14 protein-coding genes are annotated in these 13,078 nt (G+C 73.9%); 8 read left to right on the top strand and 6 right to left on the bottom strand.

The genetic code is table 11. The features are described 5' to 3' along the window. Positions 1 to 280: 280 nt before the first annotated feature. Genes ACSNOC_RS24370 through ACSNOC_RS24360 form a run of 3 tightly spaced genes read right to left on the bottom strand, consistent with a single transcriptional unit; the run spans position 281 to position 3,664 of the window. A complete protein-coding gene (locus tag ACSNOC_RS24370) occupies positions 281 to 1,126 on the bottom strand; it encodes a transglutaminase family protein (protein WP_436749710.1) in 846 nt (281 codons plus the stop codon). Between the two features lie 4 nt (positions 1,127 to 1,130). Continuing rightward, positions 1,131 to 2,081 carry an alpha-E domain-containing protein gene (locus tag ACSNOC_RS24365; protein ID WP_436749711.1) on the bottom strand — a complete coding sequence of 317 codons (951 nt, stop codon included), beginning with the start codon at positions 2,079 to 2,081 and terminating at the stop codon, positions 1,131 to 1,133. Positions 2,082 to 2,095: 14 nt separating this feature from the next. After that, positions 2,096 to 3,664, bottom strand: a complete 1,569-nt coding sequence (locus ACSNOC_RS24360; RefSeq protein ID WP_436749709.1) for a circularly permuted type 2 ATP-grasp protein — start codon at positions 3,662 to 3,664, stop codon at positions 2,096 to 2,098. 251 nt (positions 3,665 to 3,915) lie between these two features. On the opposite strand from ACSNOC_RS24360, the gene ACSNOC_RS24355 reads away from it, so the two are divergent. Continuing rightward, positions 3,916 to 4,890, top strand: a complete 975-nt coding sequence (locus tag ACSNOC_RS24355; RefSeq protein ID WP_436749708.1) for an aldo/keto reductase — start codon at positions 3,916 to 3,918, stop codon at positions 4,888 to 4,890. A gap of 50 nt (positions 4,891 to 4,940) precedes the next feature. Here ACSNOC_RS24355 and ACSNOC_RS24350 read toward each other — a convergent pair whose 3' ends face one another. After that, the gene (locus tag ACSNOC_RS24350; RefSeq protein ID WP_436749707.1) at positions 4,941 to 5,621 is read right to left on the bottom strand and encodes a lysophospholipid acyltransferase family protein; all 681 of its coding nucleotides are present in this window, start codon (positions 5,619 to 5,621) and stop codon (positions 4,941 to 4,943) included. A gap of 235 nt (positions 5,622 to 5,856) precedes the next feature. Between ACSNOC_RS24350 and ACSNOC_RS24345 the strand changes: the two genes are divergently transcribed. Then, positions 5,857 to 7,029, top strand: coding sequence for a glycerophosphodiester phosphodiesterase (locus tag ACSNOC_RS24345; RefSeq protein ID WP_436749706.1), 1,173 nt, complete (start codon positions 5,857 to 5,859; stop codon positions 7,027 to 7,029). Between the two features lie 187 nt (positions 7,030 to 7,216). After that, positions 7,217 to 7,717, top strand: a complete 501-nt coding sequence (locus ACSNOC_RS24340) for a GNAT family N-acetyltransferase (RefSeq protein ID WP_436749705.1) — start codon at positions 7,217 to 7,219, stop codon at positions 7,715 to 7,717. 14 nt (positions 7,718 to 7,731) lie between these two features. Here ACSNOC_RS24340 and ACSNOC_RS24335 read toward each other — a convergent pair whose 3' ends face one another. After that, positions 7,732 to 8,157 carry a hypothetical protein gene (locus ACSNOC_RS24335; protein ID WP_436749704.1) on the bottom strand — a complete coding sequence of 142 codons (426 nt, stop codon included), beginning with the start codon at positions 8,155 to 8,157 and terminating at the stop codon, positions 7,732 to 7,734. Further along, a complete protein-coding gene (locus ACSNOC_RS24330; protein ID WP_436749703.1) occupies positions 8,150 to 8,524 on the bottom strand; it encodes a hypothetical protein in 375 nt (124 codons plus the stop codon). The genes ACSNOC_RS24335 and ACSNOC_RS24330 overlap by 8 nt, the downstream gene beginning before the upstream one ends. Positions 8,525 to 8,913: 389 nt before the next feature. On the opposite strand from ACSNOC_RS24330, the gene ACSNOC_RS24325 reads away from it, so the two are divergent. The 5 genes from ACSNOC_RS24325 to cbiE all read left to right on the top strand — a co-directional run. Beyond that, positions 8,914 to 9,981, top strand: a complete 1,068-nt coding sequence (locus ACSNOC_RS24325) for a methionine ABC transporter ATP-binding protein (RefSeq protein WP_436749702.1) — start codon at positions 8,914 to 8,916, stop codon at positions 9,979 to 9,981. Continuing rightward, a complete protein-coding gene (locus ACSNOC_RS24320; RefSeq protein WP_436749701.1) occupies positions 9,978 to 10,643 on the top strand; it encodes a methionine ABC transporter permease in 666 nt (221 codons plus the stop codon). Before ACSNOC_RS24325 ends, ACSNOC_RS24320 begins: the two co-directional genes overlap by 4 nt. Positions 10,644 to 10,752: 109 nt before the next feature. After that, positions 10,753 to 11,601 (top strand): MetQ/NlpA family ABC transporter substrate-binding protein, encoded by an 849-nt coding sequence (locus ACSNOC_RS24315; protein WP_436749700.1) that lies wholly within the window; start codon positions 10,753 to 10,755, stop codon positions 11,599 to 11,601. Between the two features lie 105 nt (positions 11,602 to 11,706). Further along, the gene (locus tag ACSNOC_RS24310) at positions 11,707 to 12,318 is read left to right on the top strand and encodes a GNAT family N-acetyltransferase (RefSeq protein WP_436749699.1); all 612 of its coding nucleotides are present in this window, start codon (positions 11,707 to 11,709) and stop codon (positions 12,316 to 12,318) included. 50 nt (positions 12,319 to 12,368) lie between these two features. After that, on the top strand, positions 12,369 to 13,078 hold a 710-nt coding region (gene cbiE / locus ACSNOC_RS24305; protein WP_436749698.1), incomplete at its 3' end, for a precorrin-6y C5,15-methyltransferase (decarboxylating) subunit CbiE.

Genomic DNA, 13,078 nt, shown 5'->3' with positions numbered 1-13,078 from the left:
AGCGTCAACGGCGGAATCCTCGGTCCAGGTCGCGTCACACCCGACCAACGACGAATCTCCGACTCAGGACACTAGGGCCTGTCTTTCGGATCGTGGGGGCGCCTCCCGGACGCCGGTCCGGGGGAGGATCAGGCCGCGGGGTCTGGCTCCCCCGGGCCCCTCGGGGCCCGGGAGGTACCCCCATGCGCCAGCAGGGCGCCGGATCGCAGCTCGTACGGTGGGGGCACCTCCCAGCCGCCGGGCTGGGGGAGCGTCGTGGCCCCGTGCCGGAAGAGAGGCCCTAGGCGACCCGGGTGAACTCGACGGTCACCTGCGGGGATCCGCTGGGGGCGCCGTGGTACACGCCCTTGTGCGGCACGATGTCCCCGTACTCGCGGCCCTTGCCCACGATCACGTGCGACTCGCCCGCGCGGGTGCGGTTGGTCGGGTCGTAGCCGACCCAGCCGCCCGCCCAGTACTCGATCCAGGCGTGGCTCTGCCCGGCGACTGTCTCGTGCGGCGCCGGGTCCGGGTCGGGGTGCAGATAGCCGGAGACGTACCGGCTGGGCAGCCCCACCCGGCGCAGCAGGGCCACGGTCAGGTGGGCGATGTCCTGGCACACCCCGGCGCCCTGCGACCACGCCTCCTGGGCCCCGGTGTGCACGCCCGTGCTGCCGGAGATGTACGCCACGCGGTCCCGGACCAGCCCGGCGACCGCCAGCGCCGCCTCGTGCGGGCCGAGGCCCGCCACCGCCGCGCGGGCCGCCGCGACCGGCTCGTCCCCGACCGTGGTGCGCGGCGTCGGCAGCCCGAACTCGGCATACCTGCCGTGCTCCAGTCGCGCCCGCACCGTTCCCCAGTCCGGCTCGCCCGGCAGCGGTGCCGGGGGAGAGGTCTCCACCAGGCTGGTCGCCACCACGCGGAGCGACTCGTGCGGCTCCATCAGGTCGAACGTCGTCACCTGCGTGCCCCAGTAGTCCCAGTAGCTCCCCGTCGGAGCGGCCGGGCTGATCTCGATCCTGGCGTCCAGCGCGGTCTGCGCGGGCAGCGTCAGCGGCGTCATGCGCAGCTCGTTGTGCGACGAGGTGGCGGAGCCCTCGTAGACGACGCGGGTCTCGTGGCGGATCTTCAGACGGCGTCCCGGCACGGGCTCAGACTCCTTCCTGGGACCAGGCGACCGGTCCGTCGTACGGGAAGTACTGCTCGGCCACGGCGGCGGCCGACTCGGTGCACGCCTCCTGCAGGTCCCGCAGCAGGCCCGGCAGCCCGCCGGGCAGCACCTCGGGGTCGAGGTACTCCAGGCGGGTGCGCATCCGGCCGATCGGCAGCAGCGTCGCGTCGGGCCGCCCGTAGGGGCCGCGCCCGCGTCCGCCGTGGCCGGCCAGAGCCGCCAGGCAGTCCTCGGCGGTGGCCAGGGCGTGCAGCACCGACCGGGGGAAGTCCCGGTTCAGCAGCAGGAATCCGGCGACGCTCGCGGAGTCGCCCGCGCCGCGGTGGGCGCGCAGGAACGACTCGTCCGCGCCGCCGGCGTTCAGCAGTGTCGGCCAGTCCGGGGCGTGCACGGCCGCCAGCACCCGGACGGCCAGCAGCCGGGCCGTCATGTCGACCCGTTCCAGGCTGCGGCCCAGCACCACGAACCGCCAGCCGTCGTCGCGGTTCATCGTCGAGTCGGCCAGGCCGAAGAACAGCGCGGCCCGGCTCCTGACCAGCCTCAGATAGGCGTGCGGGCCGGTGCGGCGGACGGCGGCGCGCTGCTCGGCCAGGCCGTGCCAGGTCGAGTTGAGGCACTCCCACATCTCCGTGGACACCACCTCGCGGGCCCGGCGCGCGTTCTCCCGGGCGGCGCCGATCGCGCCGTCGATGGAGCCGCCGCTGCCCGGGTCGAACGCCAGGTGCTCCAGCACCTGGTCGATGTCGCACGAGCGGTCCCGGGCCGGCACGGCGCCCAGGATGGCGTGCAGGGACCGGCAGGCGGCGTCCTCGTCGCTCCAGGGATCCTCCAGCAGCCGGTGCAGGTAGGCGTCGAGGATGCGGGCGGTGTCGTCGGCGCGCTCCACGTAACGGCCCACCCAGAACAGCGACTCGGCGATCCGCGAGAGCATCACGTCGGCGGTCGTCACTGCTGGCCTCCCTGCGGTTCGGCGGCCACGGCGGCCGGGCCCAACTGGCGCGGGGCGACGCTCCGGGCGGGCGGCAGCGTCTCCCCGGCGGCGATCGCGGACAGGATGGAGGGGCCGCCCTCGCCGGGCGTGCGGTGCCGCGGTACCACCCAGGTGTCCTTGGAGCCGCCGCCCTGGCTGGAGTTGACGACGAGGTTCCCCTCGCCCAGCGCCACCCGGGTCAGGCCGCCGGGCAGCAGCCAGATGTCCGAGCCGTCGTTCACCGCGAACGGCCGCAGGTCGATGTGGCGCGGCGCGACGCCGGCGTCGGTCAGGGTCGGGGAGGTGGAGAGCATGACGGGCCGCTGCGCGATCCAGCCGCGCGGGTCCGCGATCAGGCGCGCGCGGACCGCGTCCAGCGTGGCGCGGTCCGCTTGCGGGCCGATCACGATGCCCGCGCCGCCCGCGCCGTCCACCGGCTTGATGACCAGCTCGCCGAGCTGGTCGAGCACGGCTTCCAACTGCCCTGGCTCCTCGGGCCGGTAGGACTCGACGTTGGGCAACAGCGGCTCCTCTCCGAGGTAGTAGCGGATCAGGTCCGGCACATAGGTGTAGAGCAGCTTGTCGTCGGCTATGCCGTTGCCCACGGCGTTGGCCAGGGTGACGTGCCCCGCGCGCGCCGCGCCCATGATGCCGAGGCAGCCGATCACCGAATCCGGCCGGAAGTGCAGCGGGTCGAGGAAGTCGTCGTCGACGCGCCGGTAGACCACGTGCACGGGAACCTCGCCGCGCGTGGTCCGCATCCGGACCCGGTTCCCCGAGCAGACCAGGTCGCGGCCCTCCACCAGCTGCACGCCCATCAGCCGGGCCAGCAGCGCGTGTTCGAAGTAGGCGGCGTTGTGCACGCCGGGGCTCAGCACCACGACCGTCGGGTCGTGCACGCCCTCCGGGGCGCCGGCCCGCAGGGCGGCCAGCAGCCGCTGCGGGTACTCGTCGACCGGCCGCACCGGGGCCTCGGCGAAGAGGGACGGGAACACCCGCGTCATCGCCCGCCGGTTCTCGATGACATACGAAACGCCCGACGGAATGCGGACGTTGTCCTCCAGCACCCGGAACCGGCCGTCCACGTCCCGCACCAGGTCGACACCCGCGACGTGGATCCGCACCCCGTTGGGCGGCTCCACGCCGTGCGCCGCCCGGTGGTAGTGCGGCGAGGAGTGCAGCAGCCGGTAGGGCACCACGCCGTCCTCGAAGGCATGGCACCGGCCGTACGCGTCGGCGAGATACGCCTCCAGCGCGCGGATGCGCTGCCGCACGCCGCGGCTGATCGCCTCCCACTCCAGCGCGTCGAGAATGCGCGGCACGAGATCCAGGGGGAAGGGCCGCTCCTCCCCGGCGTGCGCGTACGTCACCCCGCGGTCGGTGAACGACCGGGCCATCTGCTCGGCGCGGAACGACAGTTCCGCCGCGTCCAGCGGTTGCAGCGCGGCGAAAACCGGCTCGTAGGAGGCGCGGACCACCCCGGGTCTTTCAAACATCTCGTCCCACGCGTCCGCCAGCGTGTACGAGTCGAAAACGTCCGCCATGTCCTGACGGTATGAGTGAGGCGTTTCGTCGTCATGTCGCCAGTGCTTCGAAGAACGTGTTCGCCCGCGCACCCGGCGGCGCGCCGGAACGGCCCGGACCTGCGCGATCGCGCCGGGCCCCGGGGCGGCCCGTCGCCACCGCGATCGGACGGACCGGCCGCCCGGCGCCGTTCGGCCACGGCCGCCCGCCCCGGCCGCGCCGGGTACGGTGAGGACCGTTTCCCTCGCACCACGCGCACGTAAGGTCCCGCATGACGTTCTCCCGTTTCCGCCCCGGGGCCACCCCGGTCGCCCGCATCGGGCTCGGCCTCGCCGCCGTCGGGCGGCCCGGATACATCACCCTCGGGCGCTCCCGCGACCTGCCCGGGGACCGCTCGCCGGAGGCGCTGCGGGACCGGACCCACCGGCTTCTCGACGCCGCCGTCGCGCGCGGCGTGCGGTACGTGGACGCCGCCCGGTCCTACGGGCGGGCCGAGGAGTTCCTCGGCGCGTGGCTCCGGGCCCGGCCGGAGGCGGCCACCGACGTCGTCGTCGGCAGCAAGTGGGGCTACACCTACACCGCGGGGTGGCGCGCCGACGCGGACACGCACGAGGTCAAGGACCACGGGGCCGCCACGTTCGACCGCCAGTACGCCGAGAGCCGGGAGCTGCTGGGCGACCGGCTGGACCTGTACCAGATCCACTCCGTCACCCCGGACAGCCCCGCGCTCACCGACCCGGAGGTGGTCGGGCGGCTGGCCCGGCTCGCCGCGTCCGGCGTGAGCGTCGGGCTGTCCACGTCCGGCCCGGCGCAGGCCGACGCGATCCGGGCCGCCCTCCGGGTCACCGTGGACGGCCGGCCGCTGTTCCGGACCGTGCAGTCCACGTTCAACGTGCTGGAGACCTCCGCCGGGCCCGCCCTGGCCGAGGCGCACGCGGCGGGGCTGACCGTGATCGTCAAGGAGGGCATGGCCAACGGCCGGCTGGCGGGCGACGCCGCGCCGCCCGCGCTGCGCCGGATCGCGGAGGAGACGGGGACCGGCCCGGACGCCGTGGCCCTGGCCGCCGTGCTGCACCAGCCATGGGCGGGGATCGTGCTGTCCGGCGCGGCCACGGTCGAGCAGCTCGACGGCAACCTCGCGGCGGCGGCCGTCACCCTGGACGAGTCCCACCGCGCGGCCCTGGCCACCCTGGCGGAGCCCGCCCCGGCCTACTGGCGCCACCGGGCCACCCTGCCCTGGCAATGAGCCCCCCGCCGCGTGCGCCGCCGCCGTGCTCGCGGCGGCGCGGCGCCGGGCTAGGCCGCCTTGACCTTGGTCGCGTACATGTCGACGTACTCCTGGCCGGACAGCCGCATGACCTCGGTCATCACCTCGTCGGTCACCGCCCGCAGCACGTAGCGGTCCCGGTCCATGCCCTCGTACCGCGAGAAGTCCAGCTGCTCGCCGAAGCGGACCGTGATCCGCCGGCCCGGGCCCACGCGGGGCAGGCCCCGGCCGCCCGGCTGTACCCGGTCGGTGCCGATCATCGCGAACGGCACCACCGGCGCGCCCGTCATCAGCGTCAGCCGCGCGATGCCGGTGCGGCCCCGGTACAGGCGTCCGTCGGGAGACCTCGTGCCCTCGGGGTAGATCCCGAAGACCTTGCCCTCCTCCAGCACCCGGCGCCCGGTCATCAGCGCCGCGACGCCGCCGTGCCCGCCGTCCCGGTCCACCGGGATCATGCCGACGGCCGTGAAGAACCAGGCCATGAGCCGGCCCTTCAGGCTCCGGCCCCGGACGTACTCGTCCTTGCCGATGAAGAACACCTGCCGCTCCAGGACCAGGGGCAGGATCACCGAGTCGATGAACGTGAGATGGTTGCCGGCCAGAATGACCGGGCCCTCGGCGGGAATGCGCTCGCCTCCCTCGACCCGCGGGCGGAAGAAGAGCTTCAGCAGAGGGCCGAGCAGCACCTTCAGCAGCACGAATCGGGACAACTTCCCCTCCGGTCGGTCATGGGCATGCGTGTACCCGTATGTCTAGGGACGATACTCGTCCTTTCTCTCGCGTCGCGCACCGGGTTCACACCACGGATACTCAGTTTTGACGCGGCTTCCTCATGCGTTTCCTCGCCCGTACCGGTGCGTACAGGGCCGCCCACCACGATCGGGGCGCGATCGTCGGCCCGCGGGGACCGCGCGGGCCCACAGTTTCGAGCCCTACGGAGTGGACATGGCAGCTCAGCAGGCGGCAGGCGGGGAATCGGCGCGACCCGGCAGACGGGCCGTGCTCGGCGTCGCGGTGGCGGGCACCGGAGCCGCCGCGCTCCTGGGCACCGCGGCCCCCGCCGCCCACGCGGACAGCAGGCCCGCCGCCGGCGGCGGCGTGGCCCGTGAGCTGCCCAGGCCGACGGTGATCGCCCACCGCGGCGCCTCCGGCTACCGCCCCGAGCACACGCTGGGCTCCTACCAGCTCGGTCTCGACCTCGGCGCCGACGTCATCGAGCAGGACCTGGTGCCCACCCGCGACGGGCACCTGGTCTGCCGCCACGAGAACGAGATCGGCGGCACCACCGATGTCGCCGACCACCCGGAGTTCGCCGGCCGCCGCACCACCAAGACCGTCGACGGCCAGTCCATCACCGGCTGGTTCACCGAGGACTTCACGCTCGCCGAGCTCAAGACCCTGCGCGCCACCGAGCGGGTGCCGGACCAGCGCCCCAACAACACGCTGTACAACGGCCGCTGGACCGTTCCCTCGTTCGACGAGGTGCTGCGCTGGGCCGCCGAGCAGGGCCGCGAGCGGGGCCGCCCGGTCTGGCTCTACGCCGAGACCAAGCACCCCACCTACTTCCGTTCCCTGGGCCTCGGCCTGGAGGAGCCGCTCGCCCGCCTGCTCCGCAGGCACGACCAGCACCGCGCCAACTCCCGTGTCCTGCTCCAGTCGTTCGAGCCGAGCAGCATGGAACGCATGGCCGGCCTCGTGGACACCCCGCGCGTCGTGCTGCTCTCCTCGGCCGGCTCGCGCCCGTACGACTTCACCGACGCGGGCGACCCGCGCACCGTCGCCGACCTCATCACCCGGAACGGGCTGCGCGAGATCGCCGCGTACGCGCAGGGCATCGGGCCCACCCTCGACCTGGTCATCCCGCGCCGCGCGGACGGCACGCTGGGCACGCCCACCTCCCTGGTCGACGACGCCCACGACGCGGGCCTGCTGGTCCACCCCTACACCGCCCGCAACGAAAACCGGTACCTGCCTGCCGAGTTCCGCCGCGGCGACTCGCCCAACGGCTACGGCGACGTGTTCGGCGCGCTCCGCGCCTGGTTCGGCACCGGCATCGACGGTGTCTTCGCCGACCATCCCGACACCGCGCTGCTCGCCGCGGCGGACTTCCGGCGCTGACACCCGAATCCCGAGTCGTAAATCTCACAACGCAGTTGGCCCGGGGCCGTAGCCCTGGGTCCCGGCTCCCTTGCACAATGCTGACGGCGCGGGGCTGACCTGCGCCGTCAGGGCAATTGTCGGCCGGACGCGCGACCCTCACCACACGCCGGGCCGGCTCGACACCTCGCTTGGGAGGCGTGTGCACATGGGCATGAGCGTCACGATCGACAGGGCGGCGGAGCAGGACGCCGAGCAGATCCTGAAGCTCCAGTACCTCTGCTACCAGTCCGAGGCCGAGCTGTACGGGGACTACACCATCGCCCCGCTCACCCAGTCCCTGGCCGCCCTGCGCGCCGAAATGGCCGAGACCACCGTGCTCGTGGCGCGGCTCGGCAGCGAAGTCGTGGGCTCCGTACGCGGATCGGTCGACGCCGACGGCACGGCCTGCATCGGGCGGCTCATCGTCCACCCCCGGATGCAGCGCCACGGCCTCGGCGGCCGGCTGCTCGCCGCGATCGAGGACCGGCTCGCCGCCGAGCGCGACGCCGCCCGCTACCGCCTCCTCACCGGCCACCGCAGCGTGGGCAACCTGCGCCTGTACCGCAGGCTCGGCTACGCGCCGGTGAGCACCGAGGAGGTCTCCCGGCACCTCAGCCTGGTCACCATGGAGAAGGAGGTCTCCCGCGACCTGGCCGCCAGCGCGTAGGGAGCGGGCGTCGCTCAGGCCGCCACGCGCGGCCCCGAGCGGCGCAGCCAGAGCAGGCCGGTCACCGGGAGCACCAGCGGCAGGAACAGGTAACCGACGCCGTAGTCCGACCACACCGTCGCGTCCGGGAACGCGGCGGGGTCGGCCAGCGTCCAGGTGCCGACCGCCAGCACGCCGGTCAGCTCCGCCGCGCAGCACACCAGGGCCACCTGCCGCGCCCCCTCGCCGCCGCGCACCAGGCAGACGGTGATGAACGCGTACACCAGCGCGGCGACCGCCGACAGCACGTACGCCAGCGGCGCCTCGTCGAAGCGCGTGGAGAGCTGATAGACGGAGCGCGACGCCGCGCCCACGGTGAAGACGCCGTACAGCGTCAGCAGCAGCCGTCCCGGACCCCGCCGCAGATCGGGTCCCCGCGACGCGGTCGTTTCCTCAGCCACCGACGCCTCCCGCCCACACGTCGTTCAGGCGCAGTTCCAGCGCCGCCAGCACCACCGCGCCCACCGCCACCGTCACCGATCCCCACCGGGTGCGCTCGCCGAGCGAGACGATCGCGACCACCGGCAGGCAGAGCGGGACCGACACCAGGTACGACACGAAGACGGCGGTACCGCCGTCGGCCGGGCGCTCGCCGCCCGCCATCCGGGCCACCGTGATGCCCGCCTGCACCAGCGTGAGCAGCAGGACCGCGCCGATGCCCAGGTAGTGCCAGTCCTTGACCGGCTGGTCCCGGTACGCCGCGTATCCGCACCAGGCGGCCAGCAGCAGCGCGGCCACGATCACCGTGACCGTCAGCGGGGTGAACATGCGCCGACTCTAACGGGGCGTCTCCCGCCGCCCGGCGGGAGGGTGCGGCCCGTGGCGTTGGCCACAGGCCGCGGGGCCGCCACCTGCCACCAGGGGAACATCTGTTTTACTTGTGCACATGATGACGAGCACCCGTCCCCGGACGACCGAGGCAGCCTCCATGCCCGGCGCTCGCTGTCGTCGCCGCTGTCCCGGCCGCATGTGTGCCCGCTGAGGGCCCCCGTCCGAGCAGCCTCGCGCCCCGAAGCGACCCCCTGAGCCGCGCCCCGGCGTCCGCGTGCCCGCGGACCGCGGTCCGCCGGCCCGGGCCTGTGCTCACCCCGTCCCGTCATGGCCACGGCCCCCCGAGGCCGGGGCGTGCCCCGGCACCCGACAGTCACGGAAGCCCAGTGATCACCACCACGGACCTGACCAAGGTCTACCGTTCGCGCGGCCGCGAGGTCGTCGCGCTCGACGGCGTCAGCATCCACGTCCGACCGGGCGAGGTGTACGGCGTCATCGGCCGCAGCGGAGCCGGCAAATCCAGCCTCATCCGCTGCCTCAACCTGCTGGAACGCCCCACCTCCGGCACCGTCACCGTCGACGGCCTCGACCTCACCGCCCTGGCCGGACGCGGCAACCGGGCCGGCCGCCCGCTGCGCCGCGCCCGCGGCGGCATCGGCATGATCTTCCAGCACTTCAACCTCCTCTCCGCCCGGACCGTGCGGGGCAACGTGGAGCTGCCGCTGGAGATCCTCGGCCTCGGCCGCCGCGAGCGCGCCCGCAAGGCCCTCGACCTCCTCGACCTGGTCGGCCTGGCCGACCAGGCCCGTGCCTACCCCGCCCAGCTCTCCGGCGGCCAGAAGCAGCGCGTCGGCATCGCCCGCGCCCTGGCCGGCGACCCCAAGGTGCTCCTCTCCGACGAGGCCACCTCCGCCCTCGACCCGGAGACCACCCGCTCCGTGCTGGGACTGCTGCGCGACCTCAACCGCGACCTCGGCCTCACCGTGCTGCTGATCACCCACGAAATGGACGTGGTGAAGGCCGTCTGCGACTCCGCCGCCCTGATGGAACGGGGCCGTGTCGTCGAGGCCGGCGCCGTCTCCGACCTGCTCGCCACCCCCGGCTCCCGCCTGGCGCACGAGCTGTTCCCGGTCACCGGCGGCGCCGTCGCCGACGGCCGCACCGTGGTGGACATCACCTTCCACGGCGAGCGCGCCGCCCAGCCGGTGATCTCCCAGCTCGCCCGGGCCCACGACACCGACGTCTCCATCCTCGGCGCCGCCATGGACACCGTCGCCGGCCGCCAGGTGGGCCGGATGCGCATCGAACTCCCGGGCCGCCCGGGGGAGAACGCGGCCCTGCTCGCCTTCCTGCGCGCCCGGGGCCTCACCGTCGAACTCCCCGAACTCCCCGAGCACCCGGGCGCGTCTCCCGAGCACCCGGAGCTCCCGGAATCCCCGGAAGGTGACCGATGACCTGGTCCGAGATGCGGCCCCTGCTGGAGCAGGGCACCATCGACACCCTCTACATGGTCGGCTGGTCCACCGTCTACGCGGTCCTCGGCGGCCTGCCGATCGGCGTGCTGCTGGTCCTCACCGACCGCGGCGGCCCGCTGGCGAACCTGGTCGTCAACAAGGCCCTGGGCGTCGTGGTCAACATCGGTCGCTCGCTGCCGTTCATCATCCTGATGGTCGCCCTGATCCCCTTCACCCGGTACGTCATCGGCACCGCCGTCGGCCCCACCGCCGCCATCGTGCCGCTGGCCATCGGCGCCATCCCGTTCTTCGCCCGCCTGGTGGAGACCGCCGTCCGCGAGGTCGACCACGGCCTGGTGGAGGCCGTCCAGGCCATGGGCGGCGGCACCTGGACCGTCGTGCTCAAGGTGCTGCTGCCGCAGGCGCTGCCCTCGCTCGTCGCCGGCCTCACCACCACCGTCATCGCGCTCATCGGCTACTCCGCGATGGCCGGCGCCGCGGGCGGCGGCGGCCTCGGCACCCTCGCCCTCACCTACGGATACCAGCGGTTCGAGGACGGCTTCATGCTCGTCACCGTCGTCGTCCTCGTCGTCATCGTGACGGCCGTCCAGCTCCTCGGCGACGGCGCCGTCCGCCTCCTTCACCGCCGCGAACGCTCCTGAGACGGGCCGCGGCCCGTCCCCCGGCCCCCCGGCACCGCACCCCGGACCGCCGGGCCCCGCCCGACCCGCGGCACCCGCACCAGCAAGGACAAGACGAAAGGCACCCCTCATGCGCACCCACCTCAAGACCGGCGCCGTCGCCGCCGCCACCGCGGCCCTCGCTCTCGGCCTGACCGCCTGCGGCACGGACTCCGACCCGGACACCGGCAGAGGCGACGGCGGCGGAACCGACGCCTCCGCGCCCCTGACCGTCGCCGCCAGCCCCACCCCGCACGCCCAGATCCTCGAATTCGTCCGCGACAACCTCGCCGAGGAGGCCGGACTCGACCTGCGGATCCGGGAGTTCACCGACTACGTGCTCCCCAACACCGCGGTCGACAGCGGCGAGGTCGACGCCAACTTCTTCCAGCACCAGCCCTACCTGGACGACTTCAACGCCAACCAGCACACCGACCTCGTCCCCGTGGCCGACGTCCACCTCGAACCCCTCGGCCTCTACTCCAGCGCCGTCGACAGCGCCGCCGACCTCGGCGAGGGCGCCACCGTCGCCATCCCCAACGACGCCACCAACGGGGGCCGCGCCCTGACGCTCCTCGCCGACAACGGCCTGATCGAACTGGCCGACGGCACCGGCGCCGACGCCACCCTCGCCGACATCACCGACGACCACGGCCTGGCGTTCGAGGAACTGGAGGCCGCCACCCTCCCGCGCTCCCTGGAGGACTTCGACGCCGCGGTCATCAACGGCAACTACGCCATCGAGGCCGACCTCGTCCCCGCCGAGGACGCCCTCCTCCTGGAGGAGGCCGACGGCAACCCGTACGCCAACCTCCTCGCCGTCAAGGCCGGGAACGAGGACGACCCCCGCGTCCGCACCCTCGCCGAGCTGCTCACCTCCGACGAGGTACGGCAGTTCATCGAGGACACCTACCGCGGCTCGATCGTCCCCGCCTCCTGACGCCACCCCACCGCCCGGGCCCCGGCACCAGCCGGGGCCCGGCGCCGCGCCCGGCCCGCCGATACTGCATGCTGTCCCCTCTGACTCAAGGCATGGAGCGGCCCCATGACACCCACCTTCCCCGACGTCTCGCTCAGCACGGACCGGCTGGAGCTGCGCCCCTTCGAGGAAGCGGACATCCCCGAGCTGACCGCGATGATGAACGACGAACTCACCGCCGCCTGGACCCTGGTCCCCATCCCGTACACCACCGCCGAAGCCCGTGACTGGATCACCCGCGCCGCCCCCGCCGAACGCGCCACGGGCAGAGGCATCGTCCTGGCCGTCACCGAGCAGCTCACCCACCGGCTCGTCGGCAGCGTCCACCTCAAGAGCACCAACTGGCACACCCTCGCCACCGAGGTCGGCTACGTCGTCGCCCCCTGGGCCAGAGGCGAGGGCTACGCGGCCGAGTCCGTGCTGGCCCTCGCCAAGTGGCTCTTCCACGACCAGAAGTTCGAGCGGCTGGAGCTGCGCACCGCCGCCGGCAACACCGCATCCCAGCAGGTCGCCCAGAAGATCGGCTGCGTCAGCGAGGGCATCCTGCGCAACGCGCTGATAGTCCGCTCCCGCACCGAGGACGGCGGCTGGACCGACATCCGCACCGATCTCATCGTCTGGGGCCTGCTCCCCGAGGACCTCGAGGACGCCCCGGGTACCGCCTACCGCGCAGGGTAGGCTCGTCGCCGTCCACGACGGCCCGCGACGAGTCCAGGAGCACCCCGACCATGGCCGACCGCGTCACGGTGATCGGATGGGACGGCTCCCCGCTGGACCCGGCGGCCCGCGCCGCGCTGCACGCGGCCACCCTGGTGGCCGGCGCCCCCCGGCACCTGGCCCTGCCCGAAGTCCCGGACCACGCCGAGCGCGTGACCCTCGGCAGCGTGGCCCTCGCCGCCCGGCGCATCGCCGCCCACCGCGGCACCGCCGTGGTCGTGGCCGACGGCGACCCCGGCTTCTTCGGCGTCGTCCGCACCCTGCGCGACCCGGAACACGGCCTGGAGGTCGAGGTCGTCCCCGCCGTCTCGGCCGTCTCCACCGCCTTCGCCCGCGCCGGGATGCCCTGGGACGACGCCCGCGTCGTCGTCGCCACCCCCCGCACCCTGCGCCGCGCGGTCAACGTCTGCCGCGCCCACCCCAAGGTCGCCGTCCTCACCTCGCCCGGCGCCGGCCCGGCCGAGATCGCCCTGCTGCTGGGCCGCGTGCACCGCACGTTCGTCATCTGCGAATCCCTGGGCACCGACCGGGAACGCGTCTCGGTCCTCACCTCCGACACCGTCTCGCAGCACCGGTGGACCGACCCCAACGTGGTGCTGGTGATCGGCGGCGGCTCCCCGCACACCACCACCGGCGGCGCCGGCTGGCTGGCCGGTCTCGACCCGGGCGCCGAGGCCCGCCCGCGCGGCTGGGGCCTGGCCCCCGCCGACTACCTCCCGCC

The sequence above is a fragment of the Streptomyces sp. URMC 129 genome (genome assembly GCF_051386415.1).
Classification (GTDB): Bacteria; Actinomycetota; Actinomycetes; order Streptomycetales; family Streptomycetaceae; genus Streptomyces.
This window is presented reverse-complemented; position numbering and strand designations above follow the sequence as displayed.